This is a genomic window from Enterobacter hormaechei subsp. xiangfangensis, assembly GCF_001729785.1.
In the GTDB taxonomy this organism is placed as follows: Bacteria; Pseudomonadota; Gammaproteobacteria; order Enterobacterales; family Enterobacteriaceae; genus Enterobacter; species Enterobacter hormaechei_C.
Window position 1 is genome coordinate 1,390,228 of the sequence record NZ_CP017183.1, and the last position, 26,552, is coordinate 1,416,779.

The 26,552-nt window shown below is 58.1% G+C and carries 24 protein-coding genes; 15 read left to right on the forward strand and 9 right to left on the reverse strand.

Annotation, left to right across the window (positions count from 1 at the left end):
* Positions 1 to 8 precede the first annotated feature (8 nt).
* The 3 genes from galE to modE all read right to left on the reverse strand — a co-directional run bounded on the left by galE (position 9) and on the right by modE (position 3,555).
* The gene (gene galE, locus BFV63_RS06560) at positions 9 to 1,025 is read right to left on the reverse strand and encodes a UDP-glucose 4-epimerase GalE (protein WP_003858554.1); all 1,017 of its coding nucleotides are present in this window, start codon (positions 1,023 to 1,025) and stop codon (positions 9 to 11) included.
* A gap of 201 nt (positions 1,026 to 1,226) precedes the next feature.
* Entirely contained in the window at positions 1,227 to 2,699 is a 1,473-nt protein-coding gene (modF, locus tag BFV63_RS06565; protein ID WP_048241133.1) for a molybdate ABC transporter ATP-binding protein ModF, read from the reverse strand.
* Positions 2,700 to 2,766: 67 nt separating this feature from the next.
* Complete coding sequence (gene modE / locus BFV63_RS06570; RefSeq protein ID WP_022650630.1) at positions 2,767 to 3,555, reverse strand: molybdenum-dependent transcriptional regulator; 789 nt, start codon at positions 3,553 to 3,555, stop codon at positions 2,767 to 2,769.
* 127 nt (positions 3,556 to 3,682) lie between these two features.
* Here modE and BFV63_RS06575 point away from each other — a divergent pair, with 127 nt between their 5' ends.
* From BFV63_RS06575 to modC, 4 genes are all read left to right on the forward strand, one after another.
* Entirely contained in the window at positions 3,683 to 3,835 is a 153-nt protein-coding gene (locus tag BFV63_RS06575; RefSeq protein WP_003858549.1) for an AcrZ family multidrug efflux pump-associated protein, read from the forward strand.
* A 178-nt stretch (positions 3,836 to 4,013) separates the two neighbouring features.
* The gene (gene modA / locus BFV63_RS06580) at positions 4,014 to 4,790 is read left to right on the forward strand and encodes a molybdate ABC transporter substrate-binding protein (RefSeq protein WP_048241131.1); all 777 of its coding nucleotides are present in this window, start codon (positions 4,014 to 4,016) and stop codon (positions 4,788 to 4,790) included.
* Positions 4,787 to 5,479: a molybdate ABC transporter permease subunit gene (gene modB / locus BFV63_RS06585; protein ID WP_006809548.1), complete on the forward strand. Its 693-nt coding sequence runs from the start codon at positions 4,787 to 4,789 to the stop codon at positions 5,477 to 5,479. Before modA ends, modB begins: the two co-directional genes overlap by 4 nt.
* Positions 5,479 to 6,537: a molybdenum ABC transporter ATP-binding protein ModC gene (gene modC, locus BFV63_RS06590; protein ID WP_023303318.1), complete on the forward strand. Its 1,059-nt coding sequence runs from the start codon at positions 5,479 to 5,481 to the stop codon at positions 6,535 to 6,537. Before modB ends, modC begins: the two co-directional genes overlap by 1 nt.
* On the opposite strand, the gene BFV63_RS06595 is transcribed toward modC, so the two are convergent.
* Positions 6,538 to 7,356, reverse strand: coding sequence for a pyridoxal phosphatase (locus BFV63_RS06595; protein ID WP_057059383.1), 819 nt, complete (start codon positions 7,354 to 7,356; stop codon positions 6,538 to 6,540).
* Between the two features lie 119 nt (positions 7,357 to 7,475).
* On the opposite strand from BFV63_RS06595, the gene pgl reads away from it, so the two are divergent.
* Positions 7,476 to 8,471, forward strand: a complete 996-nt coding sequence (gene pgl, locus BFV63_RS06600; RefSeq protein WP_048241126.1) for a 6-phosphogluconolactonase — start codon at positions 7,476 to 7,478, stop codon at positions 8,469 to 8,471.
* Between the two features lie 102 nt (positions 8,472 to 8,573).
* Here the strand turns inward: pgl and BFV63_RS06605 are convergent, their stop codons facing one another.
* Positions 8,574 to 9,857 carry a putative acyl-CoA thioester hydrolase gene (locus BFV63_RS06605; protein WP_003858537.1) on the reverse strand — a complete coding sequence of 428 codons (1,284 nt, stop codon included), beginning with the start codon at positions 9,855 to 9,857 and terminating at the stop codon, positions 8,574 to 8,576.
* Between the two features lie 223 nt (positions 9,858 to 10,080).
* Between BFV63_RS06605 and hutI the strand changes: the two genes are divergently transcribed.
* The 5 genes from hutI to hutH all read left to right on the forward strand — a co-directional run bounded on the left by hutI (position 10,081) and on the right by hutH (position 16,326).
* Positions 10,081 to 11,304, forward strand: a complete 1,224-nt coding sequence (gene hutI / locus BFV63_RS06610; protein ID WP_048241124.1) for an imidazolonepropionase — start codon at positions 10,081 to 10,083, stop codon at positions 11,302 to 11,304.
* A complete protein-coding gene (gene hutG / locus BFV63_RS06615) occupies positions 11,301 to 12,239 on the forward strand; it encodes a formimidoylglutamase (protein ID WP_045336985.1) in 939 nt (312 codons plus the stop codon). The genes hutI and hutG overlap by 4 nt, the downstream gene beginning before the upstream one ends.
* Positions 12,240 to 12,258: 19 nt before the next feature.
* Complete coding sequence (locus BFV63_RS06620; RefSeq protein ID WP_003858534.1) at positions 12,259 to 12,993, forward strand: histidine utilization repressor; 735 nt, start codon at positions 12,259 to 12,261, stop codon at positions 12,991 to 12,993.
* A 127-nt stretch (positions 12,994 to 13,120) separates the two neighbouring features.
* Entirely contained in the window at positions 13,121 to 14,809 is a 1,689-nt protein-coding gene (gene hutU, locus BFV63_RS06625; RefSeq protein ID WP_003858533.1) for a urocanate hydratase, read from the forward strand.
* Positions 14,806 to 16,326, forward strand: coding sequence for a histidine ammonia-lyase (gene hutH, locus BFV63_RS06630; RefSeq protein WP_023324343.1), 1,521 nt, complete (start codon positions 14,806 to 14,808; stop codon positions 16,324 to 16,326). The genes hutU and hutH overlap by 4 nt, the downstream gene beginning before the upstream one ends.
* A 66-nt stretch (positions 16,327 to 16,392) precedes the next feature.
* On the opposite strand, the gene BFV63_RS06635 is transcribed toward hutH, so the two are convergent.
* Both BFV63_RS06635 and bioA read right to left on the reverse strand, forming a co-directional pair.
* The gene (locus BFV63_RS06635; protein WP_003858531.1) at positions 16,393 to 16,869 is read right to left on the reverse strand and encodes a kinase inhibitor; all 477 of its coding nucleotides are present in this window, start codon (positions 16,867 to 16,869) and stop codon (positions 16,393 to 16,395) included.
* Between the two features lie 47 nt (positions 16,870 to 16,916).
* Entirely contained in the window at positions 16,917 to 18,206 is a 1,290-nt protein-coding gene (bioA, locus tag BFV63_RS06640) for an adenosylmethionine--8-amino-7-oxononanoate transaminase (protein ID WP_032628176.1), read from the reverse strand.
* 86 nt (positions 18,207 to 18,292) lie between these two features.
* Here bioA and bioB point away from each other — a divergent pair, with 86 nt between their 5' ends.
* Genes bioB through bioD form a run of 4 tightly spaced genes read left to right on the forward strand, consistent with a single transcriptional unit; the run spans position 18,293 to position 21,920 of the window.
* Positions 18,293 to 19,333: a biotin synthase BioB gene (bioB, locus tag BFV63_RS06645; RefSeq protein WP_017384942.1), complete on the forward strand. Its 1,041-nt coding sequence runs from the start codon at positions 18,293 to 18,295 to the stop codon at positions 19,331 to 19,333.
* Positions 19,330 to 20,487: an 8-amino-7-oxononanoate synthase gene (gene bioF, locus BFV63_RS06650; RefSeq protein ID WP_045331611.1), complete on the forward strand. Its 1,158-nt coding sequence runs from the start codon at positions 19,330 to 19,332 to the stop codon at positions 20,485 to 20,487. Before bioB ends, bioF begins: the two co-directional genes overlap by 4 nt.
* Positions 20,471 to 21,226, forward strand: a complete 756-nt coding sequence (gene bioC, locus BFV63_RS06655; protein ID WP_045331609.1) for a malonyl-ACP O-methyltransferase BioC — start codon at positions 20,471 to 20,473, stop codon at positions 21,224 to 21,226. Before bioF ends, bioC begins: the two co-directional genes overlap by 17 nt.
* Positions 21,219 to 21,920 carry a dethiobiotin synthase gene (bioD, locus tag BFV63_RS06660; protein ID WP_003858523.1) on the forward strand — a complete coding sequence of 234 codons (702 nt, stop codon included), beginning with the start codon at positions 21,219 to 21,221 and terminating at the stop codon, positions 21,918 to 21,920. Before bioC ends, bioD begins: the two co-directional genes overlap by 8 nt.
* On the opposite strand, the gene BFV63_RS06665 is transcribed toward bioD, so the two are convergent.
* Complete coding sequence (locus BFV63_RS06665; protein ID WP_003858522.1) at positions 21,883 to 22,605, reverse strand: ABC transporter ATP-binding protein; 723 nt, start codon at positions 22,603 to 22,605, stop codon at positions 21,883 to 21,885. The genes bioD and BFV63_RS06665 overlap by 38 nt on opposite strands.
* A gap of 749 nt (positions 22,606 to 23,354) precedes the next feature.
* On the opposite strand from BFV63_RS06665, the gene uvrB reads away from it, so the two are divergent.
* Positions 23,355 to 25,370, forward strand: coding sequence for an excinuclease ABC subunit UvrB (gene uvrB, locus BFV63_RS06670; RefSeq protein ID WP_003858519.1), 2,016 nt, complete (start codon positions 23,355 to 23,357; stop codon positions 25,368 to 25,370).
* A gap of 79 nt (positions 25,371 to 25,449) precedes the next feature.
* On the opposite strand, the gene yvcK is transcribed toward uvrB, so the two are convergent.
* Complete coding sequence (yvcK, locus tag BFV63_RS06675) at positions 25,450 to 26,358, reverse strand: uridine diphosphate-N-acetylglucosamine-binding protein YvcK (RefSeq protein ID WP_023299636.1); 909 nt, start codon at positions 26,356 to 26,358, stop codon at positions 25,450 to 25,452.
* Between the last annotated feature and the right edge of the window lie 194 nt (positions 26,359 to 26,552).

The following is a 26,552-nucleotide window of genomic DNA, read 5'->3' on the forward strand; positions in this document are numbered from 1 at the left end:
ACAAATCCTTAGTCCGGATAGCCCTGCGGATGGCGTGATTGCCAGTGCCAGGTATCCTGTGCCATTTCATCGAGCGTGCGGGTGACACGCCAGTTGAGCTCTTTATCCGCTTTGGTGGCATCGGCCCAGTAAGCCGGGAGGTCGCCATCACGGCGGGGAGCGAAGTGATACTTCACCGGCTTGCCGCAGGCTTTACTGAAAGCATTCACCACATCCAGCACGCTGCTGCCAATCCCGGCGCCGAGGTTGTAAATATGCACGCCCGGTTTGTCCGCCAGTTGCTGCATCGCCGCCACGTGGCCGTCGGCCAGATCCATGACGTGAATGTAATCGCGCACGCCGGTGCCATCTTCGGTGGGATAATCGTTACCAAAAATCGCCAGGGAATCGCGACGCCCTACGGCAACCTGCGCGATATACGGCATCAGGTTGTTAGGAATGCCCTGCGGATCTTCGCCCATATCACCTGAAGGATGCGCCCCGACCGGATTGAAGTAGCGCAGCAACGCGATGCTCCACTCAGGCTGGGCTTTTTGCAGGTCGGTCAGGATCTGCTCTACCATCAGCTTGCTTTTGCCATACGGGCTTTGCGGCGTACCGGTCGGGAAGCTTTCAACGTAAGGAATTTTTGGCTGATCGCCGTAGACGGTTGCGGAAGAGCTGAAGATAAAGTTTTTAACGTTGGCCGCACGCATGGCGGAGATCAGACGCAGGGTACCGTTGACGTTGTTGTCATAGTACTCAAGCGGTTTTGCCACCGATTCGCCAACCGCTTTCAGGCCCGCGAAGTGGATAACGGTTTCAATCGCGTGATCGTGAAGGATTTCAGTCATCAATGCTTCATTGCGGATATCGCCTTCAACGAAAGTCGGCTGTTTACCCGAAAGGCGTTCAATGACCGGCAGCACGCTGCGCTTACTGTTGCACAGGTTATCAAGAATGACAACATCGTGGCCGCTTTGCAGCAGTTGCACACAGGTATGACTTCCTATGTAACCGCTACCACCTGTTACCAGAACTCGCATATTTCGCTCCATTAGGCTTATGGTATGAATTAACCATAGCATATCAGAGACGCGAAAAGTGTGACATGGGATAAAATAGTGGTATCGTTTACACTGGATTTCACACGCGCTTTTTCTCAGACTGAGTGCATTGTAGATCAAAGAGATAGAGATGTATTGTTGCAGGTTGTCTGAAAAGCGGAGGGCAGCGCCCTCCGAGCGTTAATCGATTTTGTTCAGCAGGTAGCGGTATTGCTCGCCGTCAGGGACAAATTCCAGCCGATTGGTGATGCAGGACGGGGCATCTTCAGCATGGTGGGACACAAACAGCAGCTGGGTTTCACCTTCGCTAATCAGGACATCCACAAAGCGGCGGATCAGCTGACGGTTGAGCGGATCCAGCCCCTGCAACGGTTCATCCAGAATCAGCAGCGTAGGGTGCTTAACCAGCGCGCGGACTATCAATGCCAGCCGCTGCTGCCCCCACGACAGGCTTTGGAAGGGTGCATCGGCGACCCGGTTATCCATACCCAGAATATCCAGCCACTGCTGCGCCAGCTTGTGCTGCTTGTCGGATACCGCCTGATAAATACCAATGGAGTCGAAGAAGCCAGAGAGGATCACGTTTCGCACCGTGGTGCTCACCCGGTAGTCCAGATGCAGGCTGCTGCTGACATAGCCGATGTGCTTTTTGATATCCCAGATGGTTTCCCCGCTGCCGCGGCGACGGCCGAACAGGGTGAGATCGTTGCTGTATCCCTGCGGGTGATCCCCGGTGATCAGGCTCAGCAGCGTGGATTTACCCGCCCCGTTGGGGCCGACGATCTGCCAGTGCTCACCAGGATTAACCGTCCAGCTGAGGTGATTAAGAATAGGGCGATCGTCGTAAGCAACCACCCCATCGCGCAGCACAATGCGCGGCTGGTCAGGCTCCAGCCCGTGGCGCGCCGAAGGCGCATCCGGCTCCGGCAGGGCAATACCGTCCAGTTTCTCGCTGTGGGCCAGCTGCGCAATCAGCGCCTGCCGAAGCAGTACGGCTTTCTCGCCGGTTTCGGTCAGGCTACAGTCCGCCAGCACGCCTGCATAATGTACGAAATCCGGGATCTCATCAAAGCGGTTCAGGACCAGTACAAGGGTGTATCCCTGCTGGTTAAGCGACGCCAGCAACGCTGCCAGCTGCGCGCGGGACTGCACATCCAGTCCGTCAAACGGTTCATCCAGGATCAAGAGTTCCGGCTCGCTCATCAGCGCCTGACACAGCAGCGTTTTGCGCGTCTCACCGGTAGAAAGATATTTGAAACGGCGGTTAAGCAGGGCGGTAATGCCAAATTGCTCCGCCAGCTGCTGACAGCGGGCAGGATCTTTTATCTCATCCTGGATAATTTCCGCCGTCGTGCGGCCGGTATCTTCTTCGCCGGGGCTGAGCAAATCGGTATTGTTACGCTGCCACTCATCGCTGACCAGCTTTTGCAGCTGTTCGAAGGAAAGGCGCGTCAGCCGGGTAAAGGTGCACCGACGTTCACCCTTCAGTTGGGTTATTTCGCCAGCCAAAGCGCGGGCCAGCGCGGATTTTCCGCTGCCATTAGAGCCCACAAACGCCCAGCTTTCTCCGGCGCGAAGGGTTAACTCTGGCAGCGATAAGGTACGGGTATCGCTAAGACGAAACGTGCCTTGCGAAATATGCAATGATGACATGTGTTATCCCATTTTTTGCAGCAACAGATGTCAGGGATACTCAGTGTAAGCAGGGTTGTCAATGCGCTTAGCACAATGTGGCGATAATTACCCTGTCTGCATTGAAATATGCGGTCACCACAGCACCTTCGTCTAATTCGGTCGCGTCGTTCACCGGAACGGTGGCGCAGAGCGACTGTCCATCCGGCAGGGTCATCAGCACTTCACACTGTTCTGCGCCGCGCTCGATGTGGCTGATGCGTCCCCGCAGCTGGTTGTCGGCCTCTGCGGCCTGCTCAGGGTTAAGCGTGATGCTGATCCAGGGGGCTTTGAGTAATACCAGCACCTCCTGACCTTCGTTCAGCCCAAGGCGTTGACCACTTTGCGCGGTGATGGCGGCTTTCAGGCGCGTCGTGCCGTCCGCGAGCAGGATCTCAATATGCTCCTGCACCTGCGAATGATCGCGCCCCGTCACCGTACCAAACCACTGGTTACGGGCGCTGGTCTGCAAAGAGAAACGGGAGATGGCGCCCAGCAGGCTGTCCAGCGGCAGGTTGTCGTCATCGCTCAGCACATCAAATGCTTTTTGCTGGATCTGCGCCAGTAAATCGTAGAGCTGGATCAGACGTTGCCCGTAACGCGTCAACACGGCGCCGCCGCCGCCTTTCCCGCCGGTGGCGCGCTCAACCAGCGTGTGTTCACTCAGGGTGTTCATGTCGTTAATCGCATCCCAGGCGCTTTTATAGCTGATGCCGGCGTTTTTTGCTCCCTGGCTAATCGAGCCAGTTTGTTCTATTTGTTTTAACAGGGCGATACGTCGCGGATCGGCGAAAAGCTTCTGCTGAAGTCGTAGGGTGAGGAGAATTTCGGCCTGCATAACAGTGTCCCGGCAAAAAGGCTATTGTGACCCAAATGCCCGGGGGCGGAAAGCGCACCGCACAAAAGGGGATGTTTTTCTTACTTTTCAGGGTAGAATAAGCCGTTCACAAGATCTGGAGAAAACCATGTTAGAGTTGTTGAAAAGTCTGGTATTCGCGGTAATCATGGTGCCAGTAGTGATGGCTATCATCCTCGGTGCCATCTACGGCCTGGGTGAAGTGTTCAACGTCTTTTCGAACATTGGTCATCGTCGTGACCAGCCTAAAAAGCAGCAATGATTTCCTCCAAAACGCCCGGCCAGCCCGGGCGTTTTGCTCTCAAGTTTATTCCTCTCCCGCCGATATCTTTTACAACGTTCCTTGAGTTTACGCATTAATGGGTACGATTTAGCGCTAGGAACGCCTGCGATATATCGTTATATTTGTTTGTATATAACGATACGCACAGGAGCTTCAAATGGCACGTTCATGGGTACGCCTTTTCGCAGGGGCAATGCTGACTCTCTCACTCACCGGCCACGCGCTGGCGGATGAAGGAAAAATCACGGTCTTTGCGGCGGCGTCGCTGACTAACGCGATGCAGGATATTGCTGCGGTATACAAAAAAGAGAAAAACGTCGAGGTGGTCTCGTCGTTTGCCTCCTCGTCCACGCTGGCCCGCCAGATTGAAGCGGGGGCGCCCGCGGATCTGTTCATCTCTGCCGATCAGAAATGGATGGATTACGCGGTGGAGAAAAAATCTGTTGATACGGCTACCCGCGAAACGCTGCTGGGAAATAGCCTTGTGGTGGTTGCACCCGCAAACAGCAAGCAGGGCGACATCGCCATCAACAAACAGACGGACTGGACCCGTCTGCTCAACGGTGGTCGTCTGGCGGTGGGCGATCCGGAGCATGTTCCTGCCGGGATTTATGCGAAAGAAGCGCTGCAAAAACTTGGCGCATGGGAAACCTTATCGCCGAAGCTGGCTCCCGCAGAAGATGTGCGTGGCGCGCTGGCGCTGGTGGAGCGTAACGAAGCGCCACTCGGGATCGTTTACGGCTCCGATGCCGTCGCCAGTAAAGGTGTGAAGGTGGTGGGCACCTTCCCGGAAGACTCGCATAAGAAAGTGGAATATCCTGTTGCGATAGTTGATGGACATAAAAATGCGAGCGTGACGGCCTTCGTTGACTACCTGAAGGGGCCTGAATCGTCCGCTATCTTTAAACGTTACGGATTTACGACTCACGAATGATATTGACCGAACCTGAATGGCAGGCCGTGCTGCTGAGCCTGAAAGTCTCTTCCCTGGCGGTTGCGCTGAGTTTGCCCTTTGGGGTGTTCTTTGCCTGGTTACTAGTTCGCGTGAAGTTTCCAGGCAAAGCCCTGCTCGACAGTGTTCTCCATCTTCCGCTTGTCTTACCGCCTGTGGTGGTCGGATATCTGCTGCTGATCTCCATGGGGCGACGCGGTTTTATCGGCGAATGGCTGTACGACTGGTTCGGACTGACCTTTGCTTTCAGCTGGCGCGGCGCGGTTCTGGCCGCGGCGGTGATGTCTTTCCCGCTGATGGTGCGCGCTATCCGCCTGGCGCTGGAAGGGGTGGATATCCGGTTAGAACAGGCCGCCCGCACGCTGGGCGCAGGCCGCTGGCGGGTATTCCTGACCATTACGCTTCCGCTCACGTTACCGGGCATTATCGTCGGTACGGTGTTAGCCTTCGCCCGTTCGTTGGGTGAGTTTGGCGCGACCATCACCTTTGTGTCCAACATTCCCGGCGAGACGCGGACCATCCCGTCGGCCATGTATACCCTGATTCAGACCCCGGGTGGCGAAGGTGCGGCGGCCCGGCTGTGTATTATTTCGATTGTACTCGCCCTGGTCTCGCTGCTGGTGTCTGAATGGCTGGCGCGCCTCAGCCGTGAACGGATGGGGAAACCGTGATGCTGGAACTCAACTTTACGCAAACCCTGGGCAGTCACACCCTGACGCTGAACGAAACGCTGCCTGCCAGCGGTATCACCGCCATTTTTGGCGTGTCCGGGGCGGGGAAAACGTCGCTGATTAATGCGATTAGCGGCCTGACGCGTCCCCAGTCTGGCCGTATTGTGTTAAATAACCGCGTCTTGAATGACGCGGAGAAGAAGGTCTGCCTGTCACCGGACAAACGCCGTATCGGCTATGTGTTTCAGGATGCGCGCCTGTTTCCGCACTACAGCGTTCGCGGGAACCTGCGTTACGGCATGGCAAAAAGCATGGCCGGACAGTTCGATAAGCTGGTGGCGCTGCTGGGCATCGAACCGCTGCTGGATCGTCTGCCGTCGTCGCTGTCGGGTGGTGAAAAACAGCGTGTGGCGATTGGCCGCGCCCTGTTAACCGCGCCGGAACTGCTGCTGCTGGATGAGCCGCTGGCCTCGCTGGATATTCCGCGCAAGCGCGAGCTGCTGCCGTATCTGCAACGTCTGGCGCGGGAAATCAACGTGCCCATGCTCTACGTCAGCCATTCGCTGGATGAGATTTTACATCTGGCCGACAAAGTGCTGGTGCTGGAAGCGGGCAGGGTGAAGGCATTCGGCAATCTGGAGGAGGTGTGGGGCAGCAGCGTTATGCATCCATGGCTGCCAAAGGAGCAGCAGAGCAGCATTCTGAAGGTGAGCGTGCTGGAGCACCATCCGCACTACGCGATGACCGCGCTGGCGCTGGGCGATCAGCATTTGTGGGTGAATAAAATCGATACGCCGATTCAGTCCACGTTACGGATCCGCATTCAGGCGTCGGATGTCTCCCTGGTGCTGCAACCGCCGCTGCAAACCAGTATCCGCAATATTTTGCGCGCAAAAGTGGCGCAGTGTTTTGATGATAACGGCCAGGTGGAAGTGCAGCTGGAAGTGGGCAGCAGAACGCTGTGGGCGCGCATCAGCCCGTGGGCCAGGGATGAGCTGGGCATCAAGCCTGGCCTGTGGCTTTACGCGCAAATCAAGAGCGTTTCCATAACCGCCTGATCACAGCAGGTGGGTATAAATATACTGCGCGATGCTGTCGGTGGTGTTATCACCAATCACCACGTCAGCGCGCGCTTTCACCGCGTCATCGGCATTACCCATCGCCACGCCCGTTCCGGCCGCTTCCAGCATGCTGATGTCGTTATAGTTATCGCCGAAAGCAATTACGTCCTGCATTGCTCCGCCCTGCGATTCAACGAACTGAGTCAGACGCCTTCCTTTGCTGTTGCCTTTGCGGGCGATATCCACCTGATCGTGCCAGGACCATTCACATTCCAGACCCAGCGTATGCTCGACAAGTTTTGCGAAGGTATTCAGTTTGGCGGTGTCTTCATCGGTCAGGGCAAATTTCCAGATTGCTTCGACGTCTTCCGCCGCCTGGCGCAGGGAGGAAACCTGAGTAAACACCGGACGCTGCGCTTCCGGCAGAGACAGAGCCCAGTTGCTGGTGCGGATCACATGGCCGGTAGGGCGTTCATACACCATGGCGTTATCCACATACATCAGGCCGTGAATGGCGTGCTCATCCAGTAAATCAATCAATTGCAGCGCCTGCGTAACGGGAAGCGGATCGGAGGCTAAAACCTTTTTTGCCTGATAATCATACAAATAGGTGCCATTACAACAAATTGCAGGTGTATCTAAGCCCAGTGCCTGATAAAAAGGATGAATGGCTACGTGATGTCGACCCGTTACGATGAGAAGTTGATACCCCGCTTCCTGGGCTCGTTTGAGGGCCTCAAGAGAAGAGGGGAGCAGGGTTTTCTGAGGGGTAAGCAGTGTTCCGTCTAAATCCAGGGCAATCACTCGCGAGGTCATTTTTTCTTCCGGGTTAATGTTGAATTTAAGGTCTGTCGGGATGGTACACCGAGAGCGGAACCCTGCAAAATCCCGGACTACAATTCAGCATTCACCGTTAAAAATAATCAGGAGTATTCATGAAACAAACCGTTTATACCGCCAGTCCTGAAAGTCAGCAGATCCATGTCTGGCGTTTGAATACAGAAGGTTCGCTTACGCTGGTTCAGGTTGTTGATGTGCCAGGCCAGGTGCAGCCGATGGTCGTCAGCCCGGATAAACGTTTTCTTTATGTCGGCGTACGCCCCGAATTCCGCGTACTGGCATACCGCATCTCCCCGGATGACGGCGCGCTGACCTATACCGCAGAAGCCCCGCTGCCGGGCAGCCCGACCCATATTTCCACTGACCATAAAGGCAACTTTATCTTCAGCGGCTCCTACAATGCAGGCTCCGTGAGCGTCACCCGCCTGGAAGACGGTATTCCCGTTGAAACCGTCGACGTGGTAGAAGGGCTCGAAGGTTGCCACTCAGCCAACATTTCGCCGGATAACCGCACGCTGTGGGTGCCAGCGCTTAAGCAGGACCGCATCTGCCTGTTTACCCTGAGCGATGACGGCCATCTGGTCGCGCAGAGCCCGGCGGAAGTCACCACCGTTGAAGGCGCAGGCCCGCGCCACATGGTCTTCCACCCGAATCAGCAGTATGCCTATGTCGTTAACGAGCTGAACAGCTCGGTAGACGTGTGGGAGCTGAACGATCCTAACGGGCAGATCGAGTGCGTACAGACGCTGGACATGATGCCATCTGATTTCTCTGACACACGCTGGGCGGCAGACATTCACATCACGCCGGATGGCCGTCACCTGTATGCCTGTGACCGTACCTCCAGTCTGATCACCGTCTTCAGCGTCTCCGAAGACGGCAGCGTTCTGGCAGTTGAGGGCTTCCAGCCGACAGAAACCCAGCCGCGCGGCTTTAATGTCGACCACAGCGGCAAATACCTGATTGCGGCGGGGCAGAAATCCCACCACATTGCGCTCTATGAAATCCAGGGCTTGCAGGGTCTACTGGAAGAGAAAGGACGCTATGCGGTCGGACAAGGGCCGATGTGGGTTGTGATTAACGCTCATTGATCCGTAGACGAAAAAAAACCTCGCAAATGCGAGGTTTTTTATGCGCGGTTAATGCATGTGGCAGGCCGGGTAAGGCGCAGCCGCCACCCGGCAGCAGGCATTTTACTGCTTCGGCTCAGCAACCACTTTGCTACCCAGACCGCGGTTGTTGTATTCCCACATGCGGTTGAAGTTAGCGTCGTTCAGGTTACGCTGCACGTTGTCTTTATCATCCACCGTGCCGGTGTTGCCGGAGAAAGGACGTTTCGAGATCGCCGCATCCGCCCACGGTTTCGCCATGTTAAAGCCTTCGTTAATCACGCTGTCGCGGATCACGACCTGGCCGTTAGTGGCGGAGTCCACGTCCAGAGAGCGACCAAGCTGCGCCACGCCATCGCCAGCAGCAGTAAAGCGGCTATTCACGGCCAGGAAGCCATAGAACAGGTTAGACTGCGTGGCCGGTGCAAAGACGTAACCTTCCTGCTGCGTACGTGAATTCACCACGCGGAAGTCGGTGTTATCAAATACCACCGCGCCGCGGCCAGAGACCATATCCACGTCGCCTTCAATGTAGCTGTTGGTGACCAGAGTACGCGTCAGACGGTTGTTCTGAAGGGTATTCTGCACGCCGCTATTGGTCACGAAGAAGGTGTTCTGGCGGCCCAGGATATTGACGTTGTTAATCTGTACCTTGTCGCCATCGCTACGCAGCGCCACGGCCTGATGATTACCTGCGTCAACGCTGTCGCCCAAGGTGTTCTGAATGGTCAGGTTTTGCAATTGCAGGCCATTGTTTTGTGACCAGAATACCGCCGAACACATCACGCCAATGGTGGCGGCACGCTTGCGCTGGCAGTTATCAAACATATACCACGCCGGTTTACCTGGCATGTATTTACCGGCCGGGTTCACCAGATGGCGCCAGGTGGTGCTGTCGATCTCTGAATCAATCGCCAGGCCAATTTTTACGTCGACCGCTTTTTCGCCCAGGCCGTAAAGCGTAATGCTTCCCGGTGCTGCCGGAACATAAACGGTTCCTTCGTATTCACCCGGCAGGATGGCAATGTACTGACGAGATGCGCTGTGTTTGGTGATTGCGGCATCAACGGCTGCCTGAATAGAGGTGTGTGTAACGCCCTGCGCCCCGGCCGGGCCGACAACGAAGTCTGGCTGTTTCGGCAGGTTAATAGAAGAAGGCGTCCACGGGGCTGCATTGGGATCCATCGCCGAGAAATAGTGCGCACGGGTGAAGTTCTTCGCTTCAGCCGCTGACAGGATCGGACGGGAAGCGGTGCCCGGAGCAACCTGCTCAGAAGGTTGCTGATCCGGTGGTGTTGAACTGCAAGCGGATAAAGTCACGCCAAAGGCGAGTGCCAACGCCAGACGGGAAATCCTGGAAATATTCAAGGTAATGCTCCTGGGTATGCAAGTCTTATCTGGATAGACGAAATAGCCTGCTTTTTTATACTAAGTTGAGCGAAACGGGAAGATAAAAACCGGAAAAGTTGCATTTTTGCCCGCAGGCGACGGGAAAGTCATCACAAATAAATAACATTTTCCCCCAATGCGGTTGACAGCAGGCGGCAGATGAAAATAAATGTCTATACAACCCATGACAAGTGGAAGGCACATGCAGCAGCTTAATCCCGATGATGTTATATGGCGAAATGCGCGACTGGCAACCCTGGCGACAGGCGAGGCGGAACCCTACGGCCTGAGAGAACAACATGCCCTCGTTGTGCGCGGCCAGACGATTCTGGCCATTATTCCTGAATCCGAGATCCCCTCCGGGCATTGTCAGTGTGTCGATCTCGACGGGCGTCTGGTTACTCCCGGCCTGATCGATTGCCACACCCACCTGGTGTTCGGCGGCGATCGTGCAGCGGAATGGGAGCAACGGCTTAACGGCGTGTCATATCAGACCATTAGCGCGCAGGGCGGCGGAATTAACGCCACGGTCACGGCCACCCGCAACAGTTCGCCGGAAACGCTCCTGACGGTGGCGCAGCAGCGACTCCAGCGGCTGATGAATGAAGGCGTAACGACCGTTGAAATCAAATCAGGATACGGTCTGAATGCCGAAGCCGAAGAGAAAATGCTGCTGGTTGCCCGCCAGCTCAGCCTGAATAATCTGGTCGATATCAGCCCGACGCTGCTGGCCGCGCATGCCGTTCCTGCCGAGTACCGACAGGATCCGGATGCCTATCTGGCGCTGGTCTGTGAGCAGATCATGCCCACGCTGTGGCAAAAAGAGTTATTTGAAGCGGTGGACGTGTTTTGTGAAAACGTCGGCTTTACCCCGGCGCAAACCGAGCGCCTGTTCCGGGCCGCCGCCGCGCTCGGGATCCCGGTAAAAGGGCATGTAGAACAACTGTCGAATCTTGGCGGCGCGGCGCTGGTCAGCCAGTATAAAGGGCTGTCGGCCGATCATATTGAGTTTCTCGATGATGCAGGTATTCAGGCGATGGCGCAAAGCGGCACGGTGGCGGTATTGCTCCCCGGCGCGTTCTATTTTCTTCAGGAGCGCCAGCGTCCACCGGTGGCGCAGCTCAGAGAGCAGGGTGTGCCGATAGCGGTGGCTACCGACTACAACCCGGGCACCAGTCCGTTTGCCAGCCTGCATCTGGCAATGAACATGGCCTGCGTCCAGTTTGGCCTCACGCCGGAAGAGGCCTGGGCTGGCGTGACGCGGCATGCGGCGCAGGCGCTAGGACGTGCTGCGACGCACGGGCAGTTAAAGCCCGGTTATGTGGCTGATTTCGTCGTCTGGGAGGCGAATCATCCGGTTGAGATGGTTTACGAGCCGGGGCGGAATCCTTTGCATCAACGCGTGTTTCGGGGGCAGGTAGCATGAAACTGTGGCATCCCGTCTCCCCGCAGGTCTGGCAGGGGCGTGACGACAGCGCCGAGTCCAGCAACGCGAAACGTCTCTTCCAGACCATACAGCAGCGCGAACACTTTTCTCCCGTGCCGTCAGGCATTGCCCTGCTGGGCTTTGAATGTGATGAAGGGGTTAAGCGTAACCAGGGCAGGCCCGGTGCTGCACAGGCGCCCGATGTGTTGCGCGGCGCGCTGGCAAATATGGCGAGCCATCAGGGGCATGCGCGCCTCGTGGATATGGGTTCTGTTTATGTTGAAGGCCACGCGCTGGAGGCGGCACAGCAGGCGCTGAGCGAGGCCATAACCGCGTGCCAGCAATCCGGGATGCGTACTCTGGTTTTCGGCGGTGGACATGAAACCGCCTGGGCGCACGGGCGCGGCGTGCTGGACGCCTTTCCGAACGATCGCATTGCGGTGATCAACCTGGATGCGCACCTCGATTTACGCAAGGCTGAACGGGCAACGTCCGGCACGCCGTTCCGCCAGCTGGCGCACTACTGCGCGTCTCAGTCTCGGGTGTTTCACTACGCCTGCCTGGGGGTAAGCCGTGCGGCGAATACTCAGGCGCTGTGGGAGGAAGCTGAGCGGTTGAACGTGACGCTGGTTGAAGATCTCGATTTTCGCCGGGATGCGCTATCCGCGCTGGATAGCGTGCTTACGCAGGCAGACCGGGTTTATCTCACCGTTGACCTCGATGTGCTGCCTGCCGCAGAAATGCCCGCCGTGTCCGCCCCTGCGGCGTTGGGGATCCCGGCGCTGGATCTGTTCCCGGTGATTGAGCGTATCTGCCGAAGCGGTAAACTACAGGCGGCGGATCTGGTGGAATTTAATCCGCACTACGATCGGGACGGTCAGGGGGCGAAGCTTGCCGCCCGACTGGCCTGGCAAATTGCTCACTGGTGGGCATAACAACATTCAAGGAGTCATGATGTTTTCACGCTCGCCCCTGCCGCAGCCGAGTCCTCCCGCGCCTTTTTACGAAAAGGTGAAGCAGGCGATCAGCGAAAAAATCGCCGCCGGCGTCTGGCGCCCGCACGACCGCATTCCGTCCGAGGCCGAGCTGGTGGCGCAGTTTGGCTTTAGCCGAATGACCATCAACCGCGCACTGCGTGAACTGACCGATGAAGGGTTGCTGGTGCGCCTGCAAGGGGTCGGGACATTTGTGGCGGAGCCAAAAGGACAGTCGGCGCTGTTTGAAATCCGCAGCATTGCCGATGAAATTGCCGCCCGCAACCATCAGCACCACTGCGAGGTGCTGGTGCTTGAAGAGACGCAGGCCAGCGCCGAACAGGCCATCGAGCTGAACGTTACCGAGGGCACCCGGATTTTCCATTCGGTGATGGTGCACTATGAGAACGACATTCCGGTCCAGATTGAAGATCGCTGCGTCAACGCGGAGCGGATACCGGACTATCTGAATCAGGATTACACCCAAACCACACCGCATGCGTATCTCTCGCTCGTCGCCCCGCTGACGGAAGGGGAGCATATCGTGGAAGCCGTGCGCGCCACGCCGCAGGAATGCGAGCTGTTGCGTATTAAAGAGCACGATCCCTGCCTGCTGATCCGCCGTCGTACCTGGTCGTCCTCGCAAATTGTGTCGCATGCGAAGCTGCTGTTCCCGGGAAATCGCTACCGGTTGCAGGGCCACTTTATGTCATAAGTTTTATAAGCGTGATCGCTAACGCAATATAGCAAAATTGTATCTTTTTTGTTAAATCCGACCTTGTGTGTGCTTGTCTATACAAGTATATCTAAATGCATCATCTGTCCCTTATGAGGAACACACAATGTCGTCAGATAAATACCGCAAGCAGGATGTCCGCGCCGCGCGCGGCACCACGCTCACCGCAAAAAGCTGGCTCACCGAAGCACCGCTGCGCATGTTGATGAACAACCTTGATCCTGAGGTAGCAGAAAATCCCCACGAGCTGGTGGTCTACGGCGGCATTGGCCGCGCCGCACGCAACTGGGCGTGCTATGACGCGATTGTCGAGTCTTTGACGAATCTCGAAAACGACGAAACGCTGCTGGTGCAATCCGGCAAACCGGTTGGCGTATTCAAAACCCATAAAAATGCGCCCCGCGTGCTGATTGCCAACTCCAACCTGGTGCCGCACTGGGCGACGTGGGAACACTTCAACGAGCTGGACGCAAAAGGGCTGGCCATGTACGGCCAGATGACCGCCGGTAGCTGGATCTACATCGGCAGCCAGGGGATTGTGCAGGGCACCTATGAAACCTTCGTGGAAGCGGGCCGTCAGCACTATAACGGCTCACTGAAAGGCCGCTGGGTGCTCACCGCCGGACTGGGCGGCATGGGCGGCGCGCAGCCGCTGGCCGCGACGCTGGCGGGCGCGTGCTCCCTGAACATTGAGTGCCAGCAGAGCCGCATCGATTTCCGTCTGCGTACCCGCTATGTCGATGAACAGGCCGACAACCTCGATGACGCGCTGGCGCGCATCAAAAAGTACACCGCTGAAGGCAAAGCCGTGTCGGTTGCCCTGTGCGGCAACGCGGCGGATATTCTGCCGGAACTGGTGGCGCGCGGCGTGCGTCCGGATCTGGTCACCGACCAGACCAGCGCTCACGATCCGCTCCACGGCTATCTGCCAAAAGGCTGGACGTGGGAAGACTACCAGCAAAAAGCGGAAACCGATCCTGAGGGCACGGTACTGGCGGCTAAACGCGCCATGGCGGAACACGTCTCCGCGATGCTGGCCTTCAGTAAGATGGGTATTCCGACCTTTGATTACGGGAATAACATCCGCCAGATGGCGAAAGAAATGGGGGTGAATAACGCCTTTGACTTCCCCGGCTTCGTGCCCGCCTATATCCGTCCTCTGTTCTGCCGCGGCATTGGGCCGTTCCGCTGGGTTGCCCTGTCCGGCGATCCGGAGGATATCTACAAAACCGATGCCAGAGTGAAAGAGATTGTCGCCGATGACGAACACCTGCATCGCTGGCTGGATATGGCGCGCGAGCGCATTAACTTCCAGGGCCTGCCGGCGCGTATCTGCTGGGTCGGGCTGGAGTGGCGGCAAAAACTCGGCCTCGCCTTTAACGAAATGGTGCGCAGCGGCGAAGTCTCCGCGCCGATCGTCATTGGCCGCGACCACCTGGACTCCGGCTCTGTCGCCAGTCCGAACCGTGAAACCGAAGCCATGCGCGACGGCTCGGATGCGGTCTCCGACTGGCCGCTGCTGAATGCCCTGCTGAACACCGCCAGCGGCGCGACCTGGGTGTCGCTGCACCACGGCGGCGGCGTCGGGATGGGCTTCTCCCAGCACTCCGGGATGGTCATCGTCTGTGACGGAACTGATGAAGCGGCCGCGCGTATCGCTCGCGTGCTGCACAACGACCCGGCAACCGGCGTGATGCGTCACGCGGATGCGGGTTACGAGATTGCCATTGATTGTGCCAAAGAGCAGGGCCTGAACCTGCCGATGATCCCCGCCACACAAGGAAAGCCTGCATGAACGCGTTAACACTTACTCCCGGCTCGCTGACGCTCAAACAGCTGCGTCACGTCTGGCGTCAGCCGGTGACACTCTCCCTTGATGAAAGCGCCCACCGTGCCATTAACGACAGCGTGGCCTGCGTGGAGGCGATTGTGGCGGAGGGGCGCACCGCCTACGGCATCAATACCGGGTTTGGCCTGCTGGCGCAGACCCGCATCGCCACGCACGATCTGGAGAATTTACAGCGTTCGCTGGTGCTGTCGCACGCGGCGGGGGTTGGCCAGCCGCTGGACGATGAGATCGTCCGCCTGATGATGGTGTTGAAAATCAACAGCCTGGCGCGTGGGTTTTCCGGCATTCGTCTGAGCGTGATCCAGGCGCTGATGGCGCTGGTCAATGCGGAAGTTTATCCGTGGATCCCGGCGAAGGGCTCCGTCGGCGCCTCCGGCGATCTGGCGCCGCTGGCGCATATGTCGCTGCTCCTGCTGGGTGAAGGCCAGGCGCGCTGGCAAGGGGAGTGGCTGCCTGCGAAAGAGGCGCTGAAAAAAGCCGGTTTAACGCCGATCACCCTCGCGGCAAAAGAGGGGCTGGCGCTGCTCAACGGCACGCAGGCGTCGACCGCTTTCGCGCTGCGCGGTCTGTTTGAAGCGGAAGATCTGTTCGCCTCGGCGGTGGTGTGCGGTGCACTGACCACTGAGGCGGTGCTCGGCTCGCGTCGTCCGTTCGATGCCCGCATCCACGAGGTGCGCGGCCAGCGCGGTCAGATTGATGCCGCTGCCATGTACCGCCACGTACTTACCGATACCAGCGACATTGCCGAATCACACCATAACTGCGAGAAGGTGCAGGATCCGTATTCCCTGCGCTGCCAGCCGCAGGTGATGGGCGCATGCCTGACTCAGCTGCGCCAGGCGGCAGAAGTGCTGCTGGTGGAGGCCAATGCGGTGTCCGATAACCCGCTGGTGTTTGCCCAGGAAAACGAGGTGGTTTCTGGCGGCAACTTCCACGCCGAGCCGGTGGCGATGGCGGCAGATAATATCGCGCTGGCGATTGCCGAAATCGGGGCGCTGTCTGAGCGTCGAATCGCGCTGATGATGGATAAGCACATGTCCCAGCTGCCACCATTCCTGGTGCGTAACGGCGGCGTGAACTCGGGCTTTATGATCGCCCAGGTCACCGCCGCGGCACTGGCAAGCGAGAACAAGGCGCTGTCGCACCCGCACAGCGTGGACAGCCTGCCAACCTCAGCCAACCAGGAAGATCACGTGTCGATGGCCCCGGCTGCCGGGCGTCGTCTGTGGGAGATGGCCTCTAACACCCGCGGCGTGCTGGCGGTGGAGTGGCTGGCGGCGTGTCAGGGTATTGATTTGCGCGAAGGGCTAACATCCAGCCCGCTGCTGGAGCAGGCGCGTCATACGCTGCGCGAGCACGTTACGCACTACGATGACGACCGCTTCTTTGCGCCGGATATTGATAAGGCGATGCAGCTTCTGCAAGAAGGGCGGCTGGTGGGGTTATTGCCTTCCGTGCTGTGATTTTTACCCTCACCCTAACCCTCTCCCTGTGGGAGAGGGCCGGGGTGAGGGCATCAGCCCGCACGATTACGAATACATCGCCGTAATCGACGCGCTACCCAGCGAATGGAAATGCACGTTAAAGCCTACCATCGCGCCGCTCGCCCCTTCGTCGACCTCAATCTTGTCCACATCCAGCGCGTGCACGGTGAAGATATAGCGGTGCGTTTCCCCTTTTGGCGGCGCCGCGCCGCCGTAGCCCGCTTTGCCAAAGTCAGTGCGCGTCTGAATCGCACCGTCAGGCAGAGCAACCAGATCGGAACCGGAGCCCTGCGGTAATACGCGCGTGTCGGCGGGCAGGTTTGCCACGATCCAGTGCCACCAGCCCGACCCGGTTGGCGCATCCGGATCGTAGCAGGTCACAACAAAACTTTTGGTTCCCGCTGGCACATCGTCCCACGCCAGATGGGGAGAGATATTATCCCCCTGATAACCCATCCCGTTAAACACGTGACGTTCCGGCAGCTTTTCGCCGTCGCGCAAATCTTTACTGATGATTTTCATCCGATTTTCCTCGTTACTCACTCATTCAGAAAGTGTAACGCATGGGGTTAAATCGCGAAATGCGCTGAAGTGTTAACGGCTTCAACCACTGCCCCGGTCAGCTTGCGGAGCTGATCCGCAGAAATGCTGTACGGCGGCATGAGGTAAATCAGCTTACCGAAAGGTCGCACCCACACGCCCTGGTCAACGAAGAAGCGCTGCAACGCGGCCATGTTCACCGGATGCGTTGTCTCGATTACCCCGATGGCGCCCAGTACGCGGACGTCCGCGACGTATTCCGCCTCCGCCGCCGCGCTTAACTGCTGCTTCAGCTGCGCCTCAATCGCCGCCACCTGCGTCTGCCACGCGCCGCTCTCCAGAATGGCGAGGCTTTCGCTTGCCACGGCGCAGGCCAGCGGGTTGCCCATAAACGTCGGGCCGTGCATAAAGCAGCCCGCGTCACCGTCGCTGATGGTGTCGGCAACTTGGCGCGTGGTAAGCGTGGCGGAGAGCGTCATGGTGCCGCCGGTGAGCGCTTTCCCCAGGCACAGAATATCCGGCGCGATCCCCGCATGCTCGCAGGCAAACAGCTTCCCGGTACGGCCAAAGCCGGTGGCGATCTCATCGGCAATCAGCAAAATTCCTTCGCGGTCGCACATCTTCCGAATGCGCTTCAGCCACTCGGGGTGATAGATCCGCATTCCGCCCGCGCCCTGCACAATCGGTTCGAGAATAACGGCGGCAATCTCGTGGCGATGGGCCGCCATCAGCCGCGCGAAGCCCACCATGTCCATCTCGTCCCATTCGCCGTCGAAGCGGCTCTGCGGGGCTGGCGCAAACAGGTTTTCCGGCAGGTAGCCTTTCCACAGGCTGTGCATGGAGTTGTCCGGATCGCACACCGACATCGCCCCGAAGGTGTCGCCGTGATAGCCGTTGCGGAAGGTGAGGAACCGCTGGCGCGTTTCGCCCTTCGCATGCCAGTACTGCAACGCCATTTTCATCGCCACTTCCACGGCCACCGAGCCGGAGTCGGCCAGGAAAACACACTCCAGCGATTCAGGCGTCATCGCTACCAGGCGACGGCATAAATCCACCGCGGGCTGATGTGTGATCCCGCCAAACATCACGTGTGACATCTGGTCAATCTGCGCTTTCATCGCCGCGTTCAGACGCGGGTGGTTGTAGCCATGGATCGCCGCCCACCAGGAGGACATCCCGTCAACAAGCCGCTCGCCGCTGGCGAGATGCAGCTCGCAGCCGTGGGCAGAGGCTACCGGATAGACGGGAAGGGGGCGGGTCGTGGAGGTGTAAGGGTGCCAGATATGCTGCTTGTCGAAGGCGAGATCGTCCTGGGTCATAATCGACTTGTAAACCATTTTGAAAAGTTTTAGGTTTACAAGTATAAACCGAACCGACAATTAACAAAACCCTTTGGAGAAGCCCGATGGCTCACCACGCACGCTGGACGATGTCGCAAGTCACTGAATTATTCAATAAACCTTTCCTGGAGCTGATGTTTGAGGCGCAACAGGTGCACCGCCAGCACTTCGATCCGCGTCATGTTCAGGTCAGCACGCTGCTGTCGATCAAAACCGGGGCTTGCCCGGAAGACTGCAAATATTGCCCGCAAAGCGCGCGCTATAAAACCGGTCTCGAATCCGAGCGCCTGATGGAAGTGGAGCAGGTGCTCGACTCCGCGCGCAAGGCCAAAAACGCTGGCTCGACCCGCTTCTGCATGGGCGCGGCGTGGAAAAATCCGCATGACCGCGACATGCCCTATCTGGAGCAGATGGTGAAGGGGGTGAAGGAGATGGGGCTTGAAGCCTGCATGACCCTGGGTACGCTGAACGAGGAGCAGGCGCAGCGTCTCTCGGCGGCGGGGCTGGATTACTACAACCACAACCTCGATACTTCGCCGGAGTTCTACGGCAACATCATCACCACGCGCACCTATCAGGAGCGTCTGGACACGCTGGATAAAGTGCGTGATGCGGGGATCAAGGTCTGTTCCGGCGGGATCGTGGGACTGGGCGAGACGGTAAAAGATCGTGCCGGCCTGCTGTTACAGCTGGCAAACCTGCCGACCCCGCCGGAAAGCGTGCCCATCAACATGCTGGTGAAGGTAAAAGGCACGCCGCTGGCGGATAACGAGGACGTGGATGCCTTCGATTTCATCCGCACCATCGCGGTGGCGCGCATCATGATGCCGACCTCTTACGTTCGCCTCTCTGCCGGTCGCGAGCAGATGAGCGAGCAGACCCAGGCGATGTGCTTCATGGCCGGGGCCAACTCCATCTTCTACGGCTGTAAACTGCTGACCACGCCAAACCCGGAAGAGGACAAAGATGTCCAGCTGTTCCGCAAGCTGGGGCTGAACCCACACCAGACCGGGGTACAGGCGGGGGATAACGAGCAACAGCAGCAGCTGGAGCAGCAGATTTTTAACGCCGACACCGACCAGTTCTACAACGCGGCAGCCGTATGACCTGGCAGGCACGTATCAGGACCGCGCTCGACGAGCGGCGGGCGGCGGATGCGTTTCGGGTGCGCAGGGTAGTGGAAAACGGTGCAGGCCGTTTTCTCACCCGGGAAGGAGAGCGGTTCTGTAATTTCTCCAGCAACGATTATCTGGGACTGAGCCAGCACCCGCAGATCGTTCGCGCCTGGCAGCAGGGCGCGGATCGTTACGGCGTGGGCAGCGGCGGCTCCGGGCACGTCAGCGGCTACACCACGGCGCATCAGGCGCTGGAGGAAGAGCTGGCCGACTGGCTGGGCTACCCGCGGGCGCTGCTGTTTATCTCCGGTTTTGCCGCGAATCAGGCGGTGATTGCCGCCCTGATGGGCAAAGATGACCGCATCGTCGCGGACCGCCTGAGCCACGCGTCTCTGCTTGAAGCGGCCAGTCTCAGCCCGGCGCAGCTGCGGCGTTTTGCCCATAACAATGCCTCTCAGCTGAACGTTCTGCTGGGTAAACCCTGTTCTGGGCTTCAGCTGGCGGTGACGGAAGGGGTATTCAGCATGGACGGCGACAGCGCGCCCCTTGCCACCTTGCATGACGTCGCAAAACAGCAGAACGCCTGGCTGCTGGTCGACGATGCCCACGGCATTGGCGTCACCGGCGAGGAGGGGCGCGGAAGCGCGCACCAGCAACGCGTCAGGCCGGAACTGCTGGTGGTCACCTTCGGCAAAGGCTTCGGCGTCAGCGGCGCCGCGGTGTTGTGCAGCGAGCCGGTGGCCGATTACCTGGTGCAGTTCGCCCGTCACCTGATCTACAGCACCAGCATGCCCCCGGCGCAGGCCGTGGCGCTCTCTGCGTCGCTTGCGGTGATCCGCGGCGAAGACGGCGCTGAACGCCGGGCGCGCCTGGCCGACCATATTCAGCGTTTTCGCCGGGGGATAAGCGAGCTGTCTTACCGGCTTACCGACTCGCACAGCGCCATTCAGCCCGTAATTGTGGGTGAAAACCATCGGGCGCTGATGGTGGCACAGGCGCTACGAGAACGCGGGCAGTGGGTCACGGCGATCCGCCCACCCACCGTGCCACCAGGCACCGCGCGCTTGCGTCTGACGCTCACGGCAGAGCATGAGCCGCAGGATATCGATACGCTTCTGGAGGCACTGTATGTCTCTCGTCAATAAACAGGCCGTTGCCGCCGCGTTTGGCCGGGCAGCGCAAAGCTATTCACAGCACGATGAGCTGCAACGCCTGAGCGCCCGCGGGCTGCTGGCCGCGCTCGGTGACGGGCGTTTTGCGCAGGTGCTCGACGCAGGCTGCGGGCCAGGCGGCAATAGCCGTTACTGGCGCGCAACAGGTAGCCACGTCACGGCGCTGGATTTATCCGCGCAGATGCTGGATGAAGCCCGCCAGCAGCTGTCAGCAGACCGTTATCTGGTGGCCGATATCGAGGCCATCCCGCTGGAGGATGCGCTGTTTGACCTCGTCTGGAGCCATCTGGCGGTGCAGTGGTGCGCCAGCCTGCCGCAGGCCCTACGCGAGTTATACCGCGTGGCGCGGCCCGGCGGAGCGGTGGCCTTTACCACCCTGCTGGAAAGTTCGTTGCCGGAGCTGAATCAGGCGTGGAGGGCAGTGGATGCACAGCCTCATGCCAACCGGTTTCTCTCGCACGAACAGGTCACTCAGGCGCTGGCAGGCTGGCGCTATCGCAGCGTGGTCCAGACCGTCACCCTCGAATTTAGCGATGCGTTAAGCGCCATGCGATCGCTTAAGGGCATAGGCGCGACGCACCTGCACGCCGGACGGGAGAAGAAACCCCTTACCCGCGGACAACTCCAGCGTCTCGAGCTGGCCTGGCCGCAGGAGCGGGGCCGGTTCCCGCTCTCTTATCATCTTTTTCATGGGATTATTGAACGTGACTGAACGTTATTTTGTTACCGGCACGGACACTGAAGTCGGTAAAACGGTTGCCAGCGCCGCGCTGTTGCAGGCGGCGCGTCTGCTGGGGAAAACAACTGCCGGGTATAAGCCCGTAGCCTCCGGCAGCGAGATGACGCCGGAAGGCTTACGCAATACCGATGCGCTGGCGCTACAGCGTAATAGCAGCCTTGCGCTGGCCTATTCTGCGGTGAACCCCTATACCTTTGCTGAACCCACCTCGCCGCACATCGTCAGCGCCGATGAAGATCGTCCGATTGATTTTTCGGTGCTCTCTTCCGGGTTACGCGACCTGGAAACGCAGGCCGACTGGGTGCTGGTGGAGGGGGCTGGCGGCTGGTTTACCCCGCTGTCCGACGAGCAGACATTTGCTGACTGGGTGCAGGCCGAGCAGCTTCCTGTCATTCTGGTGGTCGGCGTGAAGCTTGGCTGTATCAATCACGCCATGCTGACCGCTCAGGCCGTGCAGCAGGCCGGGTTGCGTCTGGCAGGGTGGATTGCCAATGACGTGGTTGCGCCGGGTAAACGTCATGCTGAGTATCTGGCGACGCTGAAGCGGGGGCTGCCTGCGCCGTTTCTCGGCGAGATCCCGTGGCTTGCCGACGGCGCAGAGCAGGCGGAAACCGGACGCTATCTTGACCTTAGCGCCTTATGTCCCGCGCCATCCAGTGCGCAATAAGGTCGTCATCCAGCTCGTTAACGTGGCCCTGTGCCACGTTACGCCCGCGATAGAGCATGCAGAAACGATCCGCTACCCGGCGGATAAACGACAGCTGTTGCTCAGCTAACAGCACCGTCATTCCCAGCTCCCGATTCAGCCGCACCAGCAGCTGCCCCAGCCTGCGCGCGAAACCGTGCCCTGCGCCATGCATGGGCTCATCCAGAATCAACACGCGCGGGCGATTAACCAGCGCACTGGCGAGGGCCAGCTGATACTGGTCGTCAGGGGACAGCGAAGAGGCACGGCTCTGTCGCAGCGGATAGAGCTCCGGAAACAGGGCATACACGTCACTTTTTGATGTCGGGTCAGGTTTCCCTGTCGCCCGCATAGCGATATGCAGATTTTCATCGACGGTCAGCTGGGAAAATATCCGCCGATCCTGCGGGACGTAGCCTATCGTCGGCGGCGCCGTGAATGCTGACGCAGGGCTGAGCAAATTACGCGGCGGCGCGCCAGCCTCATGCCAGATGATGGTGCCGCTCTCAACGGGCACCTTTCCGGTAATGCAGTTCATGAGCGTGGATTTACCCATGCCAGGCAGGCCAACAATGCCCGTACAGATGCCTTGCGGGAAATCGATATTCACGTTCCATAGCGTATGTTGGCTTCCGTAAAACTGATTTACAGCACGCAGACTCAACATCTTTCTCTCCTTAAAAATGTGTGGGGGTGATGCACAGAGTGATGTCTGCAAAACGCCTGCCAGGAACTTCATAATGATTAAAAAAAGGCCATTTTTAGGAATAACTCACTATCAAAAGCAGTACGTTTATACGAAATGCACATTCCCGGTGCCGCGTATGTCGAATCGTGGTGCAGGAGAAATGACAGAATTGTGATTAAGATCTCGCCAGTTGCTTATGAAAAAATGAACGTTTTCCAGGCAAAAAAGAGTGATAAAAATTTTTTACTGCCGCTTCGTGGGAAAAACCGGGAATTTGCTGAAGTGCATGCTGTACGGGCTGGAGGCAGTTATCCACTATTCCTGTGGATAACCTTGTGCATTAGAGTTAGAAAACACGCGATAAGCGAGAGAATACGCGGGTTACGACCAAATTGATGGGAAACGCGGCTTAATAAATTAGTCTTTATTTTTTAACGAATTAGATAAAAGCAATTCCCTCAACGCCAGCGACACCTGTTGCCATAAAACTTTCATAACCGCCCTTGACAAATGTTAAAAAAGTAATAGTTCTGGGGATAACCCCCTGAGGCTGGTGTTTTATTTTGTCACAGTCGAAATTTGGCTCGCGAACGCACTAATCCTCTCTGCGCTACGCTAAATATCCTGACACGCTACTGGTTTTTCATCCAGTGTTTTTTACTGGCAATCCTGGCCACAACGAGTAAAATTACTCACCTGCCGCTTATTCTGTCATCAGGTCGTCGCCCATGAGTAAACCGTTTAAACTGAATTCTGCTTTCCGTCCTTCCGGGGATCAGCCCGAGGCTATTCGTCGCCTGGAAGAGGGGCTGGAGGACGGGCTGGCGCACCAGACTCTGCTGGGGGTTACCGGTTCGGGCAAAACCTTCACCATTGCCAACGTCATTGCCGATCTCCAGCGTCCGACGATGGTCCTCGCGCCGAACAAAACGCTGGCGGCGCAGCTGTATGGTGAGATGAAAGAGTTCTTCCCGGAAAACGCGGTGGAGTATTTCGTCTCCTACTACGACTACTACCAGCCGGAAGCCTACGTTCCCAGCTCCGACACGTTTATCGAGAAAGATGCCTCGGTGAACGAACATATCGAGCAGATGCGTTTGTCGGCGACCAAGGCGCTGCTGGAGCGTCGTGATGTGGTGGTGGTGGCCTCGGTGTCGGCGATCTACGGCCTGGGCGATCCGGATCTTTATCTCAAGATGATGCTGCACCTGACGCAGGGGATGATCATCGATCAGCGGGCGATTTTGCGCCGTCTGGCTGAGTTGCAGTACACCCGTAACGATCAGGCGTTCCAGCGCGGGACCTTCCGCGTGCGCGGCGAGGTGATTGATATCTTCCCGGCGGAATCGGACGACATGGCGCTGCGCGTGGAGCTGTTCGACGAAGAGGTTGAACGCCTGTCGCTGTTCGATCCGTTGACCGGTCACGTCGAGTCGGTGATCCAGCGCTTCACCATCTACCCGAAAACGCACTACGTGACGCCACGCGAGCGTATCGTGCAGGCGATGGAAGAGATCAAAATTGAGCTGGCGGACCGCCGCAAGGTGCTGCTGGCGAACAATAAGCTGCTGGAAGAGCAACGCCTGAGCCAGCGTACCCAGTTCGATCTGGAGATGATGAACGAGCTGGGCTACTGCTCCGGCATCGAAAACTACTCGCGCTACCTCTCCGGGCGCGGGCCGGGCGAAGCGCCGCCGACGCTGTTTGACTACCTTCCGGCGGACGGCCTGCTGGTGATCGACGAATCCCACGTTACGATCCCCCAGATAGGCGGGATGTACCGCGGTGACCGCGCGCGTAAAGAGACGCTGGTGGAGTACGGGTTCCGACTGCCGTCAGCGCTGGACAACCGTCCGATGAAGTTTGAAGAATTTGAGGCGCTTGCTCCGCAGACCATCTACGTATCGGCGACGCCGGGCAACTACGAGCTGGAAAAATCCGGTGATGACGTGGTGGACCAGGTGGTGCGTCCGACCGGGCTGCTGGATCCGATTATCGAGGTGCGTCCGGTGGCGACGCAGGTGGACGATCTGCTCTCGGAAATACGTGCCCGTTCCGCCATCAACGAGCGCGTGCTGGTTACCACGCTCACCAAACGTATGGCGGAAGATTTGACGGAGTATCTGGAAGAACACGGTGAGAAGGTGCGGTATCTGCACTCGGATATCGATACCGTGGAGCGTATGGAGATCATCCGCGATCTGCGTCTGGGCGAGTTCGACGTGCTGGTAGGGATTAACCTTCTGCGAGAAGGGCTGGATATGCCTGAGGTGTCGCTGGTGGCGATTCTGGACGCGGACAAAGAGGGCTTCCTGCGTTCCGAGCGCTCGCTGATCCAGACCATTGGCCGCGCCGCGCGTAACGTCAACGGGAAGGCGATCCTGTACGGGGATAAAATCACCCCGTCTATGGCCAAAGCGATTGGCGAAACGGAACGTCGTCGCGAGAAGCAGCAGCGCTATAACGAAGAGCACGGCATCACGCCGCAGGGGCTGAACAAGAAGGTGGTGGATATCCTGGCGCTGGGTCAGAACATTGCGAAGACCAAAGCGAAAGGCCGCGGCAAGGCCCGTTCAGTGGTGGAAGAGGATACCGTCGCGCTGACGCCGAAAGCGTTGCAGCAGAAGATCCACGAGCTGGAAGGGCAGATGATGCAGCATGCGCAGAACCTGGAGTTCGAAGAGGCTGCGCAAATCCGCGATCAGCTGCATCAGCTGCGGGATCTGTTTATTGCGGCATCGTGAATTTTTTGCCCGGTGGCGTTTTCTCCCTCTCCCTGTGGGAGAGGGCCGGGGTGAGGGCATCAGGCCGCACAAAACGAACCTAACCTAATGCCTGAATCGCCTTCTCCAGCGCCTCGCGTAGCAGATGGCGGTCGTGGCGATATTTAATATCGCTGGCTTCCAGCGGCTCCTGTACCACCACGCGATCGCCAATCCCTGATACATCCACTTTCGGTCCGACCACGACACCATCGATAATTTTCTTACCAACGTACTGTTCCATCAGGTCCAGCTTATCCGCCAGCGACAGGCTTGCCGCCGCCGGGCTGAGTTCGCGGCCTAAATTACCGATATAGACCATGGGCGCAGGCGTTCTGCGCAGCGCCTGCGCCAGCTCTTTCACCAGCAGGATCGGCATCAGGCTGGTGTAAAAACTTCCCGGCCCAATCAGGATCAGATCGGCCTCGCCAATCGCTTCTACCGCTTCACGCGTTGCGGGTACGCTGGGGTAGGTCATCAGCTCTTTTGGCGGCAGAAGAAGCTGGTCGATATTCACTTCACCATACACTTCGTGATCGTCAGCATCGATCGCCATCAAATCTACCGGCTGTTCGGACATTGGGATCAGGAACGCATCCACTTTTAGCAGGTTACGAATTAAATTGATCGCTTCCAGAGGGCGCACGCTCAGGTGATCCAGCGCCTTTAACATCAGATTTCCAAGGTTATGGCCTGAAAGTTCGCCATTCCCGCCAAAACGGTACTCAAACATCGCCGAGGCCACGCTTGGCTCAGTGATGAGCTGGTTGAGGCAGTTGCGCATGTCGCCCCAGGCTATCCCGCCTTCAGCACGTCGGATCCGCCCGGTTGAGCCGCCGTTGTCCGTTGTTGTCACGATGCCCGTCAGGCGTGAGCCCAGTGACGATAACGACGACATAACCCGTCCCAGCCCGTGACCTCCGCCAAGAGCGACCACGCGGTCCAGATCCGCAAAAGTGCGATTGCGCATACCTATTCCTTATCCTGTTAAGCTTGCGTCACAGTAACGCAACTACTCCTAAAAGACGATGCCTCTCACAATCCATAATGACGTATATCAATGCGAAAGCGCTGTTTTTGCGTATTCTGTAGTGAAAATGCACGATAACATCGTTATGTATAAATTTATATAGCGAAAAGCGACAATGGCGAAGTGGCGATTTC